Genomic DNA, 19,118 nt, shown 5'->3' on the forward strand with positions numbered 1-19,118 from the left:
ATTTCAAATTATTTCTATTCTAACCGATTCCTAGCTTTTCCCATACCTTTTGTATTCGAGTCGAAGATATCGGCATTTTGGTTTTCATCGGTTGTGAGAATAATGAGATCCGTAGTTCCTCAACCATGAAATACACTTCTTTTACACGAACATCGGATTTAAACTTAAACAGTTTATCCATCCAAGGATCAACTTCTTTTATTGCAGCATCATCTCGATTTAGATTATTCGGCAAACGATCTAAACGCAATAACAATGCTTTTAAATAACGTGGATATTCCTGCCAAACATCGGAAGATTTTGAATAAACAAAATTGGAAAGATTCATTAAATCCAGTTGATCTTCAATATCATCTATATTTTTTCCAAATACATCTTGATCCAACATCAGTAAATTTTGACGAATTTCCTGCCATTGAATATAGATTTCACTGATCAGTTTTAATGCTTCCTGACCATGCATTAAGAAGCTTTTCTTGATCTCGGCAGTTAATTGAGCAAACTCCTCAGCATTGATCGGTAAGTCTTGAATCGCGATTTGCAAAGTTGCATAAACCAACATTTGTTCCAGCTGAGCTTTATCTCCCAATGGTGAATAAGCCAACGCCAATGGTTTTGAAATTTGCTTTTTCAGTTGGCGGATTGAGTCACCTAACTGCATATGAATCAACCGAATTACACCTTCACGATGCTGCTTAATGGCTTCATTTTGGTCATTAAAGGTCTGGATCACAATTCCAGATTCATCTTTGGTGTCTAATTGGGCAAAGTCTTTCGTCGGCACCAAGGCTTGATATTGTTTAACAACAACACCTGTGACTTTTTGCGATGCCTCAAAAACAAAATTTTCAGGGAAAACCGTAAATTCACCTTTTAACTGCTTCACAGGACTATGTGTTTCGGTACGACAACGTGCTTTGAGTTCAGCAAGATCTCGCCCTTGCTCCAACACACGACCTTTTTCATCCATAACCTTAATAAATGGAATCAGATAAGCTTCAACACGTTCAAAAGAAAAATCTTTCGCGGTAATTTGTTCGCCTCTTAACTGAAATGCCAAGAAATCGAATATATGTCCATGCAAATGTTGGGCATCCACAGCTTTCATCAACTTTTGCGCTGTGTCAGGAATCGGTACCAAATTACGACGTTTATCTTTGGGTAGTGCTCTAAGTAATGCTTCAATCAACTCTAGGCGCCAGCCTGGGATTCCCCACGACCAAATATTTTCATCGACTTGTGCTAAAGCCTGTACAGGAATTTTAACAGTAGCGCCATCTTGGTCATGGCTTGGATCAAAGCGATAACTCGCCGCCAATCGCAATTGCCCATTGTGTAAATAATCCGGGAATTGCTGTGTCGTCGGACGATCTGTCATCCATAAATCATCGTCATCTACAAATAGATAACGTGGGTTTTTAGGCTCTACAGTTGCTCGCCAATCTTCGAAACTGCGGCGACTTGCAATTTCAGCAGGGACTTTGGCTGCATAAAACTGATAAATTGTTTCTTCGTCCACCACCAAATCACGACGACGCAACTTATCTTCAACTCGTTCAACTTCCTCAAGTTTTAATAAGTTGTGTTTTAAAAATGGTGGCGCAATCCCCAAGTTTCCTGTTGTCAGTGCATCTCTCAAAAAGATTTCATGTGCAGCAGGCTGATCCACCTTTTCGTAATTGGTTGCACGCTTCGGTTCGATAATCAAACCAAATAATGAAATCTGATCATAGGCATTGACCACACCAGGTTTTTTCGCCCAATGTGGCTCGAAATAATGATGTTTTAATAAATTTGGTGCAGCCAAAAGAATCCATTCAGGCTCAATTTTTGCCAAAGTTCGCAGATAAACTTGAGAGGTTTCCACCATTTCAAATGCCATCACCCAAGGTGTATTGGTTTTATGCAATGTCGATGCAGGAAAAATTCGAGCTTTTTGCTGACGTACTGCCATGAATGTATTGCGTTCATCCGTTTTATTGGCAATAAAAGACAATAATCCGGTTAAAAGCGCACGGTGCAAATTCTCATAACTGGCTTTTTTCTCATTAAAAGACAGCTTTAAGCCTTGCGCCAAATCGAGCAATTGTTCATGGGTTTTTTTCCACTCACGCAAACGCAACCAACTGAGAAAATGCTGCTTGGCAAAATTACGACGTTTGTTCTCGCTTAAAGTCTCACGATTTTCACTCAAGGTATTCCATAATTTCAGATAAAATAAAAAGTCTGAATCAGCTTCTTTAAACAATGCATGCTTTTGATCGGCTTGCATCTGTTTATCCGCAGGACGTTCACGAGGGTCTTGTACAGCAAGAGCTGCAACGATGATTAACACTTCACGAAGTACACCAAAGTGAGCCCCACCCAAAATCATTCTCGCCAAACGTGGATCAATCGGCATTTTCGCCATTTGCAGACCAATTTTGGTCAGCTCACTGCGAGCAGAATTAACAGCTTGCTTCGCGCTCATTGATGAATTTTGCTGTTCTTGAATAGCACCTAATTCAATCAATAGCTTTCGACCATCATTGACCAAACGATGATCGGGTGGCTCAATAAAATCAAAATCTTCAACAGCCCCCAAGCCCAAACTTTGCATCTGCAAAATAACCGAGGCTAAATTGGTTCGCTTAATCTCAGGTTCTGTAAATTCAGGGCGACTTTGAAAATCATCTTCACTATAAAGACGAATACACACACCGGGCGCGATACGACCACAACGCCCTTTTCGCTGATTTGCAGCTGCTTGTGAAATCGCTTCAATCGGTAAGCGTTGTACCCGAGAACGATAGTTATACCGTGAAATACGTGCAAAACCACTATCAATCACATAACGGATATTTGGAACCGTCAAAGCCGTTTCCGCCACATTGGTCGCAATAATAATTCTTCGTCCACCACCCGATGGATTAAAGATTTTCTGCTGTTCGGCTAAAGCGAGTCGAGCATATAACGGTAAAATTTGCGTATGTTTTGGACCAAACTTTTGCAAGGTTTCCTGTAGTTCACGAATCTCTTGTTCAGTACTGGAAAAAATCAGAATATCAGCATGTTCTGGATGCCCTTTAGCTTCAGCATCTTTTAAACACTCTTCAACAGCTTGTACCACCGCACGTGGTAAGTTTTCTTCGAAATCATCAAAATCATCGTCATCACTACCGCCAATCGTCATTTCTGAAATCGGACGATAACGTAATTCTACAGGGAAGCTACGCCCTTCTACTTCAAAAATAGGTGCGCCATTGAAGTAGTCACTAAATCGATTGACGTCTAAAGTTGCCGAAGTAATGATGATTTTTAAATCAGGGCGCTTTTTCACCAACTGTTTTAAATAACCCATGATGAAATCAATATTCAATGAACGCTCGTGCGCTTCATCGATAATGATCGTGTCATATTTATTTAAGTAACGATCATTTGACAGTTCAGCCAACAAAATACCATCCGTCATCAAACGAACAATGGAATCATTGGAACCCTGTTCATTAAAACGGACTTTAAAGCTGATGGACTCACCCAGTTTTTCGCCGACTTCTTCTGCAATCCGTTGAGATACACTTCGTGCTGCGAGACGTCGAGGCTGGGTATGACCAATCATCCCTGTCAAACCACGACCTGCAAGCATCGCTATTTGTGGTAACTGAGTAGTCTTACCAGAACCCGTTTCCCCCGCAACAATAATCACCTGATGTTTTTGAATCGCATCTATCAATTGATCAGCATATTGTGTGACAGGTAAGTCTTGATTAAGTTTAATCGTGGGTAGACTGGAAAATCTTTTTTTTACTTGCTGATTCGATTTTTCAAAAAGTTCTTTAAATTTTTCTGGATCGGCATCTTTTCCTTTTTTCAGTCGGCTTAAACGATGGCGATCGCGTACCATAACCCATTGATCGACATTTAACTGATTTGGCACAGATGCTTTATCCTAATATTTAAAATTGAACAAAATATTTTACGCTGTAAAGCGCAACAGAGATAGTGTCTTGAAAATGAAATCATAATTGTCTGATCTAAATCAGACTGAAAATAAAAAATATTGAATTAAAAATGTGACGTATTTAAGCTTCAAAGGATATTAGCAGAACAATTTCTATACATTGAAATATTTTTTATATCTTTTTTAAAAATTCACCCTTGAAATATAAGCTCAGAAGCATCATGTTTGTTACAGATTTAAAAAGGATGGTTTTGTCATTCAAACATCATCTTTATTTGCTTTAGTTGATGCAACAATGACGGACACTTGTCTTTGGTGAAAAGTATCTGGAGCTTGCTAATTTGATTTTCCGATCTTAGCTATAAAAAAATACTATTTCACCAATAACTTAAAATTCATTATTCTAGTTATATATTAGATAAACACCTCAATCATGGAGATAATGATGAGCTTAATTAATACTGAAGTTAAACCTTTTAAAGCACAAGCTTTCCAAAACGGTCAATTCATCGAAGTTACAGAAGCTGATCTTAAAGGTAAATGGTCTGTAGTTTTCTTCTATCCAGCTGACTTCACATTCGTTTGCCCAACTGAACTTGGTGATCTTGCTGATAACTATGCTGAATTCAAAAAATTAGGTGTTGAAATCTATTCTGTTTCTACAGACACTCACTTCACACACAAAGCTTGGCACGATTCTTCTGAAGAAATCAAAAAAATTGAATACGTAATGGTTGGCGACCCAACTTGGGTACTTGCTAAAAACTTTGAAGTTTTAATCGAATCTGCTGGTCTTGCTGACCGTGGTACTTTCGTAATTGATCCTGAAGGTAAAATCCAAATCATCGAAATCAATGCGGGTGGTATTGGTCGTGATGCTTCTGAACTTCTTCGTAAAGTTAAAGCAGCTCAATATGTTCACGGTCATCCTGGCGAAGTTTGCCCTGCTAAATGGAAAGAAGGTGATGCAACACTTGCTCCTTCTATCGACTTAGTGGGTAAAATCTAATATCAAATTAGATTAGATTTTAAAAACCACGCTTGATTAGCGTGGTTTTTTATTTATTTTCTAATGCGACCATATGGCGAGTTCATAGCCATCTAAATCTCTAAAGTGAAAACGGCGCCCGCCTGGAAAACTAAAAATCTCTTGTACGATGGTCGCACCTGCATCTGTTACACGCTGCAAACTCTGTTCAAGATTATCACTGTACAAAATAATCAACGCGCCACCTGCACTTTGAATGTGGTCAGCTTGGGCAAAACCACCTTTAATCACGCCAGAATCAAATTCACAATAAGCTGGACCAAAGTCAGTAAAAGTCCAACCCAAATGTTGATAAAATGCTTTGGATTGCTGAATATCCTTGACATTAAATTCAATATAATTAATTGCAATTTTTTGCTCACCTGACGGCTGGTTCATTTTTATTTCTCCTGTTTTTTCATCATACTACATCTAACTTTATGTCAAAATTCTACAAACAAAGCTGTAATGATTTATAAAATAATTCAATTATTGCTACGGCATTTTGCTTAAACGATCAACATCTTTTAACAACTTAGGGATTCGATATTTCCCATACATACTTTTCACATATTGCTTGGCAAGCTCAAGCTCAATACCGATCGCAGAAATATAAAGCGGTTGGAGGCTTTGTCCTCGCAAAATTTCGCAATCTTTTGGTGTGCCTGTAAACTGATTTTTAGCCACCCCAATCACAGGAACTTTTAGCATTAACGCTTCATACAAATACTGTCCCAAACCCGCTTTTTGCTCATTCCCAAGATGTACATATCCATCGATAATAATCATATTGATATGCTCTGTAATTTGTGCCAATAAAGCCTGAATACAAGGCAATTCACGCTTATAAAATTGCCCAGATTCATAGTCCATGATGTGATCTAGAGAAATCCTGTATTGCTTGAATAAATCAGTTGCTTCCCACGCATCAAATATGCCTCCAGCAACTTGCGCACTCGTCCCACTATAGGCAACATCTATCGCAAGTATCATTGCATCCCCTTTGTTTCCAAGATAAAACAAACATTCTTTTTGAGTCTTTTATTCATGATATTTGCTCTGTTTTAAAATTTTAGATTTTCATATGTGGTATAAGCTTATCAGAAAAATCCTCAGCATTTTTACAAAACCACAATACTTTTCTAAAGATGAATGGACTAATTTCAAATCATACAGAACACTTTTTTCTGTAGAACAATCAGAAGTTTAAGGGGTTGCTTATGGGATCAATGATTACCGTGACTTCTTGGAAGTACAATGCTTCTTCACGGTATTTAAAAATTTTTTATAACAATGGTTCTGGAGAACTTTATCATCCTGTACCAGAATTTATATATGACAATTTATTGCGATGTAGTGATAAAACGGCTTTTGTGCACAAGTATTTAGAATATGACGTACATTTTAAACGACTTTCAATTTTATAATTTACAAAACATCCTTCTCAGCACAAAGTCAGGGAGAAATCTCCCTGATACAACACTGAAAATTAATTTTTGAATGTCACAATAAAAAGCCCAGCGCCCACAGATAGTGTCGTTGTCATAAATCGAGTATCTCGCTTGACTTCATCAGTAAAACTTTTAACCTCAGCAGCATGCGAAATTACATTATCTACCACCAACACCCCCCCTTGATTTTCAATCATATTTTGTAAGAAAACCCAATAATTCAAATAGGCATCACGCTCTGCATCAAGTAATATAAAATCGTATTTTCCATGACATTTTTCTAAATAATGTTGTGCATCACCTACCCAAAAATCAATAACATGATCTAGCTCCAACTCTTTGGCATAATGCTTTGCTTGTAGTGTTCGCTGTTCATCAATCTCAAGTGTTGTAACCCGCGCACCGGTGACTTGGGCGGCATCAGCCAGCCATAAAGTGGAATAGCCCGTAGAGGTTCCAATTTCCAAAATCGTTTTTGCCTGCTGAATTCTTACTTGCATAGCCAGAAATAATGCGGATTCAGGTTCGATGTTACGATATCGTTTGATTCGATCACATTGTGTCGCATCAAACTTGATAAAAGACTGATATAGTTCATTCAATCGTTGCAAAAATGGGTGACTTAAACTCATATTCAGCACTTCCTCTTTACTATCATTGTTATTATTTCAATTATTTACGTCATTGCTATGACAATCTATCAGCTTTGTAGCGCAAATTCTTTATCATACAAATCATGTTTAGCCATATACTGTAAATCAATGACTAGGCTAAATTAGATGGTGTGTAAAAACTCAAATCTTGCTCGTGATTTACCATCTTCCAAACTGACATGTTCTATAAACATTTCATATGGGCGAACCCAAATTGAATAATCACCATATAAACATTGATAGACCACCAATTTTTCTCGTGTTTCACTATGCGTTGCAATATGTAAAACTTGATACAAATTACCTTTATAATGTCTATAAATTCCGACTTTCAACATAAGTATAAAACCACCAATACGATTATTATGTTATACATGATCTTAATGTAAAAAACTCGTCCGAAGACGAGTTTTTATTTACTTTTCAATAGGGTCTGTGGACAATTCGTCTATGTTTGCGACTAGGTGTGTTTTTTAGGCGATTCTAGGCGCGAAATACGAAATTTAGTCATTCTAAATGAGTAGTTCGTAACGACGAAGCGCCAAAAAACACGCTAGTCTCGAAGGGTTGTGGCTAAAATTATCTCAGGCTACGTTATGAAACTTAAAAATAGTCTCGCTATTCTCTTCATTTCATGCCTTACCTGCTCAATTTTAACCTACAACGCAAGCCATTTATGAAATGTCCACAGCCCCTAACAAATCAAGAAAAGTCTAAACCTTTTTCAAATGCTTTTAACTCGTGACGAGCCATAGCCAAGTTTGATTTAGAGCGATCTAAAACAAGATAAAGGAATAAATTTTCATTTGAATCTAATGGACGGATCAAATGATATTGCTTACCTAAAGTAATCAAAATATCTTCAATTACATCATCAAGTTTTAATGCTTTGGCAACTTTACGCTTAGCACGAACAACTTCAGTATTACCTGCTGCTGCCAATTCCAAGTCCAAACCTGCGCCTGCTGTCGCTAATGAAAGACCGCTTTCGCTGTCTACTAAAGCAGCGCAGACGAAACCATCGATATCTGTTAATTGATCTAGTGTGATACGAGCCATGAGCATCCCCGTTTCTATTTGACATTGTTGTTTGCTTTAGTAATTCAATTTTTATTTTGCTTTACTAAAACACTTTACTATTTAACTAAAGATTAATACCCCTAGCTAACATGGATAAAATTAGTATTCTTCTTGAATACCTATTTTAATTTTATTCGATAATCAATTTTAATTAATTATTTCCTATGCTTATTTTAATAGCATAAAAAATATTAATTATTCAAGCGTAATTTAAAAATAAATTAGGCTTTTAATCATTTAAAACTTGCTACAACTTTCAACAATTATCAATAGATTATTTCAGTTATTGATAAACATCTCGTTTTATATAAAAAATATAAGCCGCTTAACAATTTTCATAAGTAGACCTTAGATATTTTTCATCAGCAATTCTGTAGTCGACTTTAGCTCATATAGCATTTGCCCTAACAAAATATCTTTATTGGTCATGGCAACCAAAACTAAAGGATGCGTCGGATGCGGAATTGCTGTAAGCAATGCCTTTCCATTCTCTGCATCTAAAGTAATTGTTTGACATCCAACAAGATTAATCTCTGATACAAAAGCAGTCACCATCGCTAAAATTGAGCTACTTACAGCAGCAATTTTTCCTGAATTATTAATGTTTTTCTTATTGACCAGCGCAATTTCAAAACCATCTGAAGTACATAACATCACAAACTCAACACCACTCACAGCGTTCAGTAAATGCCTTATTTGTTTTTCAGCATATTCCACAAAATCATCTGGCACTTTTCGAGATTTGTTTAAATCCAACATATTTAAGAAAACCCCATAAATTTCCATTTTACCCGCGTTTAAAGCACCATTTTGGGGCTTTTTGGGGCGAGTGAATTATTTGATATATTTCACACTTTCTTCTTAATTCTATCTTTTTTTATTTGCTTGTAAATATGTTTTTTTACTTTAACTCAGTTTTATTTTAAGAACTGTTTAAATAGTATTCTAAACATATAAATGTCAGATTTCCCTCAATAATGTCATTCTTGCTCATATATGGTGCATCGGCACAAAATACCCATTTTGCACATTACATTTTACTTTACATCTCCACTATGTTGTTGCACGACTATATTTTCTTGTTGCTTATAATTTTTGAATAAAAAAAGACCACACATATACTATTTTATGAATAATATATTAAGATTTGATGAAAATAATATTGTTTGAAGGATTCGGGTTGTTAATTCAAAGCATAAGGCTTATAAAAACGTTACATTTTATTTTTTGATTTGGTTTTTTTTTGTGTTTATATTTATTTCATCCAGCTGCTGGATGCCAAATATTAATTTAAAAAAGGTATACAAGATGAATAAAATTTTACTCGCTTTGGGTCTGATTGCTACGATTGCACTCGTAGGCTGTAATAAGGATAAAGCACCTGAGACAGGAGCGACTACGGGTGAACATGTTGAAAATGCTGTTGATCAAGCTAAACATGATGTAGAAAATGCCACTAAAGATGCTGCTAGTGCAACAGCACAAGCAGCTGATCATGCTGCCAATGCAACGGCTACAGCTGTAGATCATGCCGCTGATGCAACCGCTCATGCCGCTGACGCAACTGTAGATGCGGCTAAAAATGCAACCGCAACTGCAGCGGGCGCCGTTGAAAAAGGTGCAGCCGATGTCAAAGAAAAAGCTCAACAATAATTTGAATTGAAATAAAAGCTCCTGACATAGGAGCTTTTTTATATTTGTCATATACTTAAATTATAAGTGATTTAACTTCCCTGAATATGGAGTCACCTTTATGTCTCATTCACATCACCCAGAACAACATTTTATACAACGTACAGGCTGGTTAAGAGCAGCTGTTCTGGGTGCCAATGACGGTATTATTTCAGTGACCAGTTTAGTGATGGGGATGGCAGCAAGTGGAGCATCGAGTCACACACTACTTATTACCTGTATTGCTGGCTTAATTTCAGGTGCAACTTCAATGGCAGCAGGTGAATATATTTCTGTCAAATCACAATCGGATATAGAAGAGGCGGATTTAAAAGTTGAAGCACGCGAATTAGAAAAAAATCCGCATTTAGAACTTAAAGAACTGACACATATTTATATACAGCGTGGACTAGACCCAGAACTAGCCCATCAGGTTGCTATTCAACTGACTGAAAAAGATGCATTGGAAGCCCATGCCCGTGATGAAATTGGAATCAATGACATAACTGCTGCCAAACCGATCCAAGCTGCTGGTTCTTCTGCGTTATCTTTCTCGATCGGAGCGTTATTGCCTACGCTATCAATTCTATTCAGCCCTGAAATTTATTTAGAAAAAGTGGTTTTGGTGGTCGGAATTTTATCTTTGGTTATTTTGGGTGCGTTATCAAGCTATTTTGCCGGAACCTCTATGCTTAAAGGCAGCCTTCGAGTTGCTATTTGGGGCATTATCGCGATGGCTTTCTCCAGTTGGATTGGCTCTCTTTTCCATGTCGCTCCGATTTAATATCAACCTGTTTCACCTCAGCTCCACATAAACATGTATTTAAATTATATTTTTAAAATAAATACTGAACATAATTTGCTTATTGCCCTCAGCTTGGGCAAAGTAAATGAAAATTGAGGAGCTAGGAAATGTCTTTATTAGAACAGTTAGGAATAAAACTTCCAATATTGCTTGCACCTATGGCAGGAGTTTCAACTCCCCTATTAGCAGCTGAAGTATCTAATCAAGGTGCTCTTGGGTCATTGGGGCTTGGGGCAAATACTGTTGAAACAGCACGTCAACAAATCAAAGAAACGCAAAACTTAACACCACATCCTTTTCAACTTAACTTTTTTTGTCATGAATCATCAAGCACAAATATAGATTCCAATACGCTTTGGATAGCACATTTAGCCACTGAATTTGAAAAATTTGGTGCAGTTCCACCCACTGAATTAAAATGTATTTATCCAAGCTTTAAAGACAACGATGATTTTTTAGATCTATGCTTAGAAACACAGCCCAAAGCGGTGAGTTTTCACTTTGGTATTCCACATGAATATCAAATCCAAAAACTAAAAGATGCTGGTATTTTAACGCTTGTTTCAGCAACCAATCTGACTGAAGCCTTTGCGATCGAAGCAGCAGGGATTGATATTATCATTGCTCAAGGAATTGAAGCAGGTGGACATCGTGGTATTTTTAATGCACAGATCGATGGTGCAATTAAAACCTCCGACCTTGTTCAACTGATCAAAAAACACTGTTCACTCCCTGTGGTTGCAGCTGGAGGAATTATGAATGGTCAACAGGCAAAAGCCATGCTCAATCTCGGTGCAGATGCAGTGCAAATGGGAACCGCCTTTGTACAATGTAAATCGTCAAATGCCAATACTGCTTACCGCAAAGCTTTATTTGATCATCCTTTGACCCAAATTACCTCAAGTATTTCAGGTCGCCCAGCACGTGGCATCATCAATCATTGGCAAACTCGAATTGATCAAGCTGATCGTCCAGATGTTGCAGCCTATCCATACGCATATGATTTGGCAAAACAGCTCAATGCAGTGGCAACACAAAATGGCGATGTTGGCTTTGGTGCATTTTGGGCAGGTAGTAATGTTGCTCTAATTCGTGAACTCGAGGCTCAAGATCTACTGAATCAATTGGTTGTAGAAATGAATCACACTTGATTTCAAAGTAATTACAGAAGTGACGATGTGTCATTTCTGTAATTTATTCTGGTCAATCTTGTAAATTTTCTTCAACCAACATATATACCCAATCAAGCTCAGGGCATTGATAACCCAATATCGTCATAGCAGCAGTTACTTGCCCTCGATGATGTGTACCATGATTAAAAACATGAATCAGCGTATCTGCATAAGGCAAGCTTTGCGCTTCCCCATTCGATCTAAAATAGTTCAAGTTTCCCGTTAAAATTGTTTCATCTAAATCATCAATAAAGCTCAACCAATTTAGGCTTTTATCGCTTAATTCATTCAAAAGCTGCGTTTTATCCTGATGAATGACGGTGTTTAATGCCATAGTTGGAGAGTGATTTTCTTTAAAACGTGAATACCAGAGATAATGTTCGCCCAGCAGTAAATGGTTAAGCGTTCCTGCAATACTCTTAAAATACAGTCCAATATCTTGATTAAAATCTGCATCAGATACGGCTTTTAAACATTCACAAAGACGTTGTGTCGCCCAAATATTATATTGAGCAAATCGTCTTAAATCATCCTTATTCATTTACTCAACGACCTATGCATAGCGTGTACAGTGATCAACTTAATCAGCTTGATAAAAATTCTATTTTGAATAAAATGACAACAAAATCAATATAAATTGCTTTTATCATGATCAATCACTTTGTTGCCAATCGGTCGATCATGTTCCACTTGTTTAGATAAGTTTTCTTTTCTTTTACTTATTCAAAAATACAAGTGAGATTTATCATGCATGCATATCACCAAATCCATGCTGTATATGACCGTGACAGCATTACGGTTTATCAAGCTTATAACCCACATATTGCACAGCTCGCTATACAACATCAAAAGTTTGTCTCCCCTTCTCTTTTCAAAGAATGACATGGATCAAACCGTCTTTTTATGGTTGATGGGGCGTAGTCATTGGGCAAGCAAACCAATCAAAATCATATTTTAGCGATCTGTATACAGCGTGATTTTTTGGGAATATTGATTGCAATAAAGCACTCATACTGACCCAACACTTGCTACTCATCAAAATGCCACAATTTTGATGCTCAGGAGTATAAATATGCTGAAAAATTATTTTCGAAAAGAGCGGATCTACCCTTGAAATGATCTGCTAAAACAACATTTGCGGATTGCCTAATTGAATGGGTGTTTTAATTTTTTAAGGTTCGATTACGCTTAGAACTTAATGAGTGATGTCTCAAATAACCCAAACCTAGAAATAATCTAACTATCTACAAATAACACAGCCTCCATTTGGAGGCTGTGTTATTTTAATCAGAAAAGAAACGGAAAGTATTTCCTTGAGAATCAACTAGATTTATAAGGTAATTAAGCCGCATCTTTCTGCTTTGGGTGAACCATATTTTGCACAGCAAGCACAGAAGCTAAAACTTCATCAGAAAGCAATTGTTCTGCTCGAATCAACTCTAAAATACTTGCCCCAGTTTCATTGGCTTGCTTAGCGATACGCGTTGTCGTTTCATAACCCAAGTAAGGATTCAACACCGTAATAATACCAATCGAGTTATCGACCAAAGCTTGGCAATGTTCTGCATTTGCACGAATATTTTGAATACATTTCTGCTCAAACATACGCATTGCTCTGCCTAACAAATCAATTGATTCAAACAATTTGAAAGCAATCAAAGGTTCCATCGCATTGAGCTGCAATTGACCTGCTTCAGCAGCGAGTGTAATTGCCAAATCATTTGCCATAATTTGATAACAAGCAAGGTTCATTGCTTCTGGTATTACAGGGTTCACTTTACCTGGCATAATTGAACTGCCCGGTTGACGTGGCTCTAAATGAATTTCATTTAAACCGGCACGCGGACCACTCGACAACAAACGTAAATCATTTGAGATTTTTGAAAGTTTCGTAGCGGTACGTTTTAATAAGCTTGATAACAGAACAAAATCGCCCATATCCGAAGTCGCTTCAATTAAATCAGGCGCACTTGAAATGGTTTTATTGGTAATTTTAGATAAAGCTTGAATAGCAAGAATACGGTACTCAACTTCAGTATTAATACCAGTACCAATCGCAGTTCCGCCAAGATTCACCACACTTAAAGCGTCTGGCATAATTTGATTGATTTTTTTCAAATCGTTTTGCAATGTATGCGCAAATGCTGCAAATTCTTGACCTAAAGTCATCGGTACTGCATCTTGTAACTGAGTACGTCCCATTTTTAAGATATGAGAAAACTCATTTGATTTGTTTTCAAAGCTTTGAATTAAACTTTGGAACGGCAGATTCAGTTGGTCTAAAGCAAATAATAAGCCGATTTTTATTGCACTAGGATAAACATCATTGGTTGATTGAGACATATTTACATCATTATTTGGATGCAAATATTGGTATTCCCCTTTTGCATGCCCTAAATACTCTAATCCAATGTTCGCGACCACTTCATTGATATTCATATTGGTCGATGTACCCGCACCGCCTTGAATCATATCAATCGGAAACTGTTCATGATACAGGTCATTGTTCAGTTGCTGGCAAGCATGTTGAATTGCTTTATATTTATTTTCTTCGAGCTTATTGAGTTTGAAATTGGCATCTGCACACGCAGCCTTAACCATTGCAAGTGCTTTAATAAAAACAGGAAAGTGACTTAATTTAGTTGAACTTAAGTTAAAGTTTTCTAATGCTCTTAGGGTTTGTACACCATAATAACAATGAAATGGCACTTCTTTAAGTCCTAATAAATCCTTCTCAACTCGCGTTTTAATTTCAATGTTCATCTGCATTACAGCTCAATAAAAGAATAAATTTATCTTAGGAAATGCATTGAAAATTGGCTAATGTAAAAAAATATTTATGTATGCATTTTTTGCATATCACTTGTTATAATGCTGAGAGTGCAATGTAGAACGGCTAATCAATATGACCCTAGAAATTCGATGGATAGAAGATCTTTTGGCTTTAGATCAAGAAAAATCGATCTCTAAAGCTGCTGCGCTACGTCATGTTACCCAATCTGCTTTCACACGCAGAATACAGAATATTGAAGAAGCGCTTGGCTTTCAGATTTTAAAACGCTATAGCAAAAGCATTGATTTCACCGATGCAGGGCAAGTCTTGCTCTCGACATCTAAAAATATCAAAAATCAAATGAATACCACCATCAACTATTTAGAGAAAAATATTAAAGACAATGAGTTATCGATTAAGTTTGCAGTATCCCACTCACTCATAACTCAATTTTTCCCTAAGTTTATTCAAAAACTATATAGCAATTATGATGATTTAAAATTAGAAATTATCGCCTCCAATTTACAGCAAGGGCTTTATTTATTAAAAGAAGGCTCTTGTGACTTTTTAATTTGTTATTGTGATCAAATCACTTTACAACAGTTGGACCCCAGTATTTTTAAATATCATAAAATTGTCAAAATGGAAGTCTTACCTGTCACAGCAACAATCAATCACCAACCCAAGTATTCATTTAGCCAAAACTTCCCTCTTTTGGCTTACAGCAAAAAAGCCTATTTGGGTAAATGTGTCGATAAAGTGATCGAAGGTAAATTAAATTACCGTACCTTGTATGAAACAGACAACGCCAGTGACTTAAAAGCTTTGGCTTTACAAGGCTTAGGTGTCGCATGGCTGCCAAGATTATTGATTGAAGAAGAGTTGAATGACAATAAGTTAAAGGTTTTGGAGGGTTATAGCTTCTTTCAGGATGTGTATATCGTCCGTAGCCATTTGATTTACTCAGAAAAAGTAAATTTTGTTTGGAATGCCTTGGTGTTAAATTAAGGCTTCCATTTCAAAAGCTTATAATTATACATCCAATAAATTAACGGATTCTACTTGTACATCACTCATCAGGTTGCCTTGATCCAGTAAGTGGTCAAAATACTGTTCTACAACTTTGGCTTGCTCAAGTGTACTTTCCAACTTATACATATTTTGACGAAACTCATTGCTTGAATGTAAGCCTTTGGTGTACCAAGCAATATGTTTTCGTGCAATACGGCAACCTGAATATTCCCCATAAAACTGATAAAGCTCAGACAAATGTCCAAGTAAAACATCTTTCACTTCTTGGATATTGGGCGCCGCTAAATACTCAGCTGTTTTTAAATAATGGGCAATTTCGCGAAAAATCCAAGGTCGCCCCTGTGCCGCACGACCAATCATCACCGCATCCGCACCGGTATAATCCAACACATATTTGGCTTTTTCAGGGCTATCAATATCACCATTGGCAATCACGGGTATTGAAATCAACTGTTTAACTTCTTTGATCAAGTGATATCGTGCGGTATTTAAATACATATCTTCACGGGTACGACCATGTAAAGCCAAAGCTGCTATTCCTGCTTCTTCAGCACGTTTTGCCACTCGCAGAATATTTTCCTGACCATTTAAATAGCCCAAACGGGTCTTCAAGGTCACAGGAACATCCACAGCATTGACCACTGCATCTAAAATTCGGGCAACTAAATCTTCATCTTGTAGCAATGCTGAGCCTGCTAACTTATTGCAGACTTTTTTCGCAGGACAGCCCATATTGATATCGACAATTTGAGCGCCATTTGAAACTTGGTAACGTGCAGCTTCAGCCAATTGTTCAGGTTCAGAACCTGCAATTTGGGCGGAAATGGGTGCTAATTCCCCATCAAAATTGGCACGATATAAACTTTTTTTGGTCATCCTTAAAGTCTGATCAGATGTCATCATTTCGCTGACCGCATGCCCGGCACCAAAGTACTTACATAGTGTTCTAAACGGACGATCAGTCACCCCTGCCATAGGGGCAACAATTAAATTATTTGACAGTTGATAGGGACCAATATACATATATATTCATACATTTTTAGACCTTCATAGTATACTGCATCTGCCATAGTGGCTCATCATTTTCTGAGTATGTTTTCTGCGATATGAAAAAATTAGTTCGACATCACGCTTTTATTAAATCTTTCAGCGTGTTAGCTCTTTCTTTAAGTCTAATTGCTTGTGGTAAAGGTTCATGGTTTGCCAATGAAGATGATGAGCAGTTAAAACAGGAACAAATTAAAAAGCTGATTCCAAATCGTGTTAGCCAACGTGACTCTTGGGCAAAAGATATTTTTGATATTTCAAACGAATTAAAAATTCCGACCAACAAAGAAAATGTCTGCACCATTATCGCTGTCGTCGATCAAGAGTCGAACTTCGTTGCCAACCCTGTAGTTCCAGGTCTAGGTGATAAAGCAGTCAAAGAAGTGACCACTCGACTCAATGAAAAATTTGAAGATAAATTAGGTTCAACCATTGGTGGTACAGTCGCATCTTACTTTGAAAATGTTTTAAAAAATCAGCCATCACCTGATGATAATTATTTAAAACAAATGAGTCGTGTGCGTACAGAAAAAGATTTGGATGTGCTTTATCGTGAAATATTTGACTATATGGCAAAGCATTATCATGTCAGTGCACTTACTGGTGCTGCCAAATTCGTGGGTCAAGATATTGCCGAAAAAATGAACCCGATCACTACACTAGGATCTATGCAAGTACATATCAATTATGCCAAAGCACACAAGCGCAGCAGCATGAATGTTAATGAGTTACGTGACGATCTTTATACGGAATTTGGTGGTTTGTATTACGGGATTCACCGCTTGATGATGTATCCTGCAAACTATGACAAGCCTATCTATCGTTTTGCAGACTACAATTCAGGGATGTACTCTAGTCGTAATGCTGCCTTTCAAAAAATGATTGATAAGTTGACTAAAGCCGATTTGGCACTGGATGGTGACCTTTTATCTTATGATAAAAATGGTGATCCTCGCCCTGCCATCACAGATACAGAAAAAGCACTGACTGCATTATTTGCTCAAAATAATATTCTAGTGACACCAAGACAGCTTCGTAATGACCTCAAGCAAGAGAAAGAACAAGATTTTGAAAAAACCCAAACCTATATCGCTGTTTCTAAACTATATAAAAATCAAACAGGCAAAGAACCAATATATGCCATAATGCCTGAAGTCATTATTTCTGGACCAAAATTGAGTCGTGACTACAACACAAATTGGTATGCGAGCCGCGTAAACGGACGATATGAAACATGTATGCACCGAGCAAAACGTATAAAAATTTAGCTTTATTTGATTTTGATGGAACCCTGTGTAAAAAAGACAGTTTTACAGGGTTCATTTTCTATGCTCTATCCAAAAGACATATTGTCAAACAAGGCATCAAAATCTTGCCGTGGATTCAAGCCTATTATTTAAATATCTACCCAGCTCATGCGATGCGTATAAAGTTGTTTAACGCCATGTTTAAGCATGCTGATGCCAATGAGATTTTAGATATCGCCGATGAATATGCTTATCGTCTCATGGGACAATTAGATCCCACCCTTTATCAACAATTGCTCAAACACCAAAACAATGGTGATGATGTCGTTTTAGTCTCTGCTTCTGTCGACATTTATTTAGAGGTCATTTGCCAATTATTAAAAATTGATTTGATTTGTACTGAGACTGAGATTCTTGAGGGAAAATTTACAGGTCATTATGCGACACCAGATTGTAGTTGTGAACAAAAACGTTTGAGAGTTTTAGAAAAATACAATTTAGCGCATTATCAAAAAGTCTTTGCTTATGGAAATAGTGAAGAGGATCTCGACATGCTCAATTTAGCTGATTTTAAATATATGGTTGGTAAAGATCAGTTGCTCCCAAACATTGAAGATGAAAAGAAATTAGCTTGAAAGCTAATATTTTAAATGTGAGCTCATTATGTCGTATATTTATGTCATCACATCATTGACGCAATTCTATCGCTACATTCAGCCTGAATTAGAAAAATATAACATTGAAATGATGATGGAGTACTTTGATTCCAATCAGCAAATTCAAATCAAAGTGATCACAACTGAAAATCTAAAAATACAACTTTTGGAGTATGATCATCAAAATCTGGGCTTCTATTTTTTAGATAAAGAACAAAAAATCAATAAACACCAAATCTATGATGATGAATATTGTATTTACGCTATTGAAGGACAAGGTGGAAGAGAAACTGAGAATGCTCTAGAAAAAATAACCTTAAGAGTAATTTCAAAAACACCTGATAAAAATATAAAACGCTTTTTTAGTGCGATTAAACGCAAATTAAATCAAGATGAGAATTTTGCCCAAGGCATACAAGGTGGTTCTCGCTTACACCAACAGCATTATTATTTAAAATCGTATGTAGGGGAAAAAGTATTTAAATCAGATTTTTATAATGATAAAGCTCCAGCATTAATACCCAAATAAAAACCCCGCCTTAGCGAGGTCTTATCTGTAAAACT

The 19,118-nt window shown here is 36.8% G+C and carries 20 protein-coding genes; 10 read left to right on the plus strand and 10 right to left on the minus strand.

Annotation, left to right across the window (positions count from 1 at the left end; genetic code table 11):
* Positions 1-19: 19 nt before the first annotated feature.
* Complete coding sequence (gene hrpA, locus F938_RS05215) at positions 20-3,916, minus strand: ATP-dependent RNA helicase HrpA (protein ID WP_005030025.1); 3,897 nt, start codon at positions 3,914-3,916, stop codon at positions 20-22.
* A 469-nt stretch (positions 3,917-4,385) separates the two neighbouring features.
* Here hrpA and ahpC point away from each other — a divergent pair, with 469 nt between their 5' ends.
* On the plus strand, positions 4,386-4,949 hold the full coding sequence (gene ahpC / locus F938_RS05220) for an alkyl hydroperoxide reductase subunit C (protein WP_004721823.1): 564 nt from the start codon (positions 4,386-4,388) through the stop codon (positions 4,947-4,949).
* 60 nt (positions 4,950-5,009) lie between these two features.
* Here the strand turns inward: ahpC and F938_RS05225 are convergent, their stop codons facing one another.
* On the minus strand, positions 5,010-5,366 hold the full coding sequence (locus tag F938_RS05225) for a VOC family protein (RefSeq protein WP_005030028.1): 357 nt from the start codon (positions 5,364-5,366) through the stop codon (positions 5,010-5,012).
* Between the two features lie 96 nt (positions 5,367-5,462).
* Positions 5,463-5,960: an endonuclease V gene (locus F938_RS05230; protein ID WP_005030030.1), complete on the minus strand. Its 498-nt coding sequence runs from the start codon at positions 5,958-5,960 to the stop codon at positions 5,463-5,465.
* Between the two features lie 227 nt (positions 5,961-6,187).
* Between F938_RS05230 and F938_RS23670 the strand changes: the two genes are divergently transcribed.
* A complete protein-coding gene (locus tag F938_RS23670) occupies positions 6,188-6,394 on the plus strand; it encodes a KTSC domain-containing protein (protein ID WP_004831498.1) in 207 nt (68 codons plus the stop codon).
* A 62-nt stretch (positions 6,395-6,456) separates the two neighbouring features.
* Here the strand turns inward: F938_RS23670 and F938_RS05235 are convergent, their stop codons facing one another.
* The 4 genes from F938_RS05235 to F938_RS05250 form a co-directional block, all read right to left on the minus strand.
* Positions 6,457-7,050: an O-methyltransferase gene (locus F938_RS05235; RefSeq protein WP_004831499.1), complete on the minus strand. Its 594-nt coding sequence runs from the start codon at positions 7,048-7,050 to the stop codon at positions 6,457-6,459.
* A 143-nt stretch (positions 7,051-7,193) separates the two neighbouring features.
* A complete protein-coding gene (locus F938_RS05240; RefSeq protein ID WP_005030032.1) occupies positions 7,194-7,409 on the minus strand; it encodes a DUF1653 domain-containing protein in 216 nt (71 codons plus the stop codon).
* Positions 7,410-7,773: 364 nt separating this feature from the next.
* Entirely contained in the window at positions 7,774-8,130 is a 357-nt protein-coding gene (locus F938_RS05245; RefSeq protein ID WP_004721834.1) for a hypothetical protein, read from the minus strand.
* A gap of 369 nt (positions 8,131-8,499) precedes the next feature.
* A complete protein-coding gene (locus tag F938_RS05250) occupies positions 8,500-8,910 on the minus strand; it encodes a roadblock/LC7 domain-containing protein (protein WP_009585049.1) in 411 nt (136 codons plus the stop codon).
* Positions 8,911-9,459: 549 nt separating this feature from the next.
* On the opposite strand from F938_RS05250, the gene F938_RS05255 reads away from it, so the two are divergent.
* From F938_RS05255 to F938_RS05265, 3 genes are all read left to right on the plus strand, one after another.
* The gene (locus tag F938_RS05255) at positions 9,460-9,804 is read left to right on the plus strand and encodes a hypothetical protein (RefSeq protein WP_004831503.1); all 345 of its coding nucleotides are present in this window, start codon (positions 9,460-9,462) and stop codon (positions 9,802-9,804) included.
* 100 nt (positions 9,805-9,904) lie between these two features.
* Positions 9,905-10,606: a VIT1/CCC1 transporter family protein gene (locus F938_RS05260; RefSeq protein WP_004831504.1), complete on the plus strand. Its 702-nt coding sequence runs from the start codon at positions 9,905-9,907 to the stop codon at positions 10,604-10,606.
* A 128-nt stretch (positions 10,607-10,734) separates the two neighbouring features.
* On the plus strand, positions 10,735-11,778 hold the full coding sequence (locus F938_RS05265; RefSeq protein ID WP_005030035.1) for an NAD(P)H-dependent flavin oxidoreductase: 1,044 nt from the start codon (positions 10,735-10,737) through the stop codon (positions 11,776-11,778).
* 52 nt (positions 11,779-11,830) lie between these two features.
* Here the strand turns inward: F938_RS05265 and F938_RS05270 are convergent, their stop codons facing one another.
* A complete protein-coding gene (locus F938_RS05270; RefSeq protein WP_005030037.1) occupies positions 11,831-12,340 on the minus strand; it encodes a DinB family protein in 510 nt (169 codons plus the stop codon).
* A gap of 206 nt (positions 12,341-12,546) precedes the next feature.
* Between F938_RS05270 and F938_RS24665 the strand changes: the two genes are divergently transcribed.
* The gene (locus F938_RS24665) at positions 12,547-12,681 is read left to right on the plus strand and encodes a DUF4291 family protein (RefSeq protein WP_005030038.1); all 135 of its coding nucleotides are present in this window, start codon (positions 12,547-12,549) and stop codon (positions 12,679-12,681) included.
* A 459-nt stretch (positions 12,682-13,140) separates the two neighbouring features.
* Here F938_RS24665 and F938_RS05275 read toward each other — a convergent pair whose 3' ends face one another.
* Positions 13,141-14,562, minus strand: coding sequence for an aspartate ammonia-lyase (locus F938_RS05275; protein ID WP_034708777.1), 1,422 nt, complete (start codon positions 14,560-14,562; stop codon positions 13,141-13,143).
* 142 nt (positions 14,563-14,704) lie between these two features.
* Here F938_RS05275 and F938_RS05280 point away from each other — a divergent pair, with 142 nt between their 5' ends.
* A complete protein-coding gene (locus F938_RS05280; protein WP_005030042.1) occupies positions 14,705-15,580 on the plus strand; it encodes a LysR substrate-binding domain-containing protein in 876 nt (291 codons plus the stop codon).
* A 24-nt stretch (positions 15,581-15,604) separates the two neighbouring features.
* Here the strand turns inward: F938_RS05280 and dusB are convergent, their stop codons facing one another.
* Positions 15,605-16,627: a tRNA dihydrouridine synthase DusB gene (gene dusB / locus F938_RS05285; protein WP_005030046.1), complete on the minus strand. Its 1,023-nt coding sequence runs from the start codon at positions 16,625-16,627 to the stop codon at positions 15,605-15,607.
* A gap of 83 nt (positions 16,628-16,710) precedes the next feature.
* On the opposite strand from dusB, the gene F938_RS05290 reads away from it, so the two are divergent.
* Genes F938_RS05290 through F938_RS05300 form a run of 3 tightly spaced genes read left to right on the plus strand, consistent with a single transcriptional unit; the run spans position 16,711 to position 19,083 of the window.
* Positions 16,711-17,919, plus strand: coding sequence for a DUF1615 domain-containing protein (locus F938_RS05290; RefSeq protein WP_004831511.1), 1,209 nt, complete (start codon positions 16,711-16,713; stop codon positions 17,917-17,919).
* Complete coding sequence (locus F938_RS05295) at positions 17,886-18,533, plus strand: HAD-IB family hydrolase (RefSeq protein WP_005030050.1); 648 nt, start codon at positions 17,886-17,888, stop codon at positions 18,531-18,533. The genes F938_RS05290 and F938_RS05295 overlap by 34 nt, the downstream gene beginning before the upstream one ends.
* Positions 18,534-18,588: 55 nt before the next feature.
* Positions 18,589-19,083 carry a hypothetical protein gene (locus F938_RS05300; RefSeq protein WP_227567110.1) on the plus strand — a complete coding sequence of 165 codons (495 nt, stop codon included), beginning with the start codon at positions 18,589-18,591 and terminating at the stop codon, positions 19,081-19,083.
* Positions 19,084-19,118 lie beyond the last annotated feature (35 nt).

Origin of the sequence: Acinetobacter bereziniae LMG 1003 = CIP 70.12 (assembly GCF_000368925.1) — a bacterium.
GTDB lineage: Bacteria > Pseudomonadota > Gammaproteobacteria > Pseudomonadales > Moraxellaceae > Acinetobacter > Acinetobacter bereziniae.

Bases quoted from the DNA above. Each gene is read 5' to 3' on its own strand.
- ahpC (WP_004721823.1), top strand. From the start codon at position 4,386: ATGAGCTTAATTAATACTGAAGTTAAACCTTTTAAAGCACAAGCTTTC.
- F938_RS05225 (WP_005030028.1), bottom strand. From the start codon at position 5,366: ATGAACCAGCCGTCAGGTGAGCAAAAAATTGCAATTAATTATATTGAA.
- F938_RS05230 (WP_005030030.1), bottom strand. From the start codon at position 5,960: ATGATACTTGCGATAGATGTTGCCTATAGTGGGACGAGTGCGCAAGTT.
- F938_RS23670 (WP_004831498.1), top strand. From the start codon at position 6,188: ATGGGATCAATGATTACCGTGACTTCTTGGAAGTACAATGCTTCTTCA.
- F938_RS05235 (WP_004831499.1), bottom strand. From the start codon at position 7,050: ATGAGTTTAAGTCACCCATTTTTGCAACGATTGAATGAACTATATCAG.
- F938_RS05240 (WP_005030032.1), bottom strand. From the start codon at position 7,409: ATGTTGAAAGTCGGAATTTATAGACATTATAAAGGTAATTTGTATCAA.
- F938_RS05245 (WP_004721834.1), bottom strand. From the start codon at position 8,130: ATGGCTCGTATCACACTAGATCAATTAACAGATATCGATGGTTTCGTC.
- F938_RS05250 (WP_009585049.1), bottom strand. From the start codon at position 8,910: ATGTTGGATTTAAACAAATCTCGAAAAGTGCCAGATGATTTTGTGGAA.
- F938_RS05255 (WP_004831503.1), top strand. From the start codon at position 9,460: ATGAATAAAATTTTACTCGCTTTGGGTCTGATTGCTACGATTGCACTC.
- F938_RS05260 (WP_004831504.1), top strand. From the start codon at position 9,905: ATGTCTCATTCACATCACCCAGAACAACATTTTATACAACGTACAGGC.
- F938_RS05265 (WP_005030035.1), top strand. From the start codon at position 10,735: ATGTCTTTATTAGAACAGTTAGGAATAAAACTTCCAATATTGCTTGCA.
- F938_RS05270 (WP_005030037.1), bottom strand. From the start codon at position 12,340: ATGAATAAGGATGATTTAAGACGATTTGCTCAATATAATATTTGGGCG.
- F938_RS24665 (WP_005030038.1), top strand. From the start codon at position 12,547: ATGCATGCATATCACCAAATCCATGCTGTATATGACCGTGACAGCATT.
- F938_RS05275 (WP_034708777.1), bottom strand. From the start codon at position 14,562: ATGAACATTGAAATTAAAACGCGAGTTGAGAAGGATTTATTAGGACTT.
- F938_RS05280 (WP_005030042.1), top strand. From the start codon at position 14,705: ATGACCCTAGAAATTCGATGGATAGAAGATCTTTTGGCTTTAGATCAA.
- dusB (WP_005030046.1), bottom strand. From the start codon at position 16,627: ATGTATATTGGTCCCTATCAACTGTCAAATAATTTAATTGTTGCCCCT.
- F938_RS05290 (WP_004831511.1), top strand. From the start codon at position 16,711: ATGAAAAAATTAGTTCGACATCACGCTTTTATTAAATCTTTCAGCGTG.
- F938_RS05295 (WP_005030050.1), top strand. From the start codon at position 17,886: ATGTATGCACCGAGCAAAACGTATAAAAATTTAGCTTTATTTGATTTT.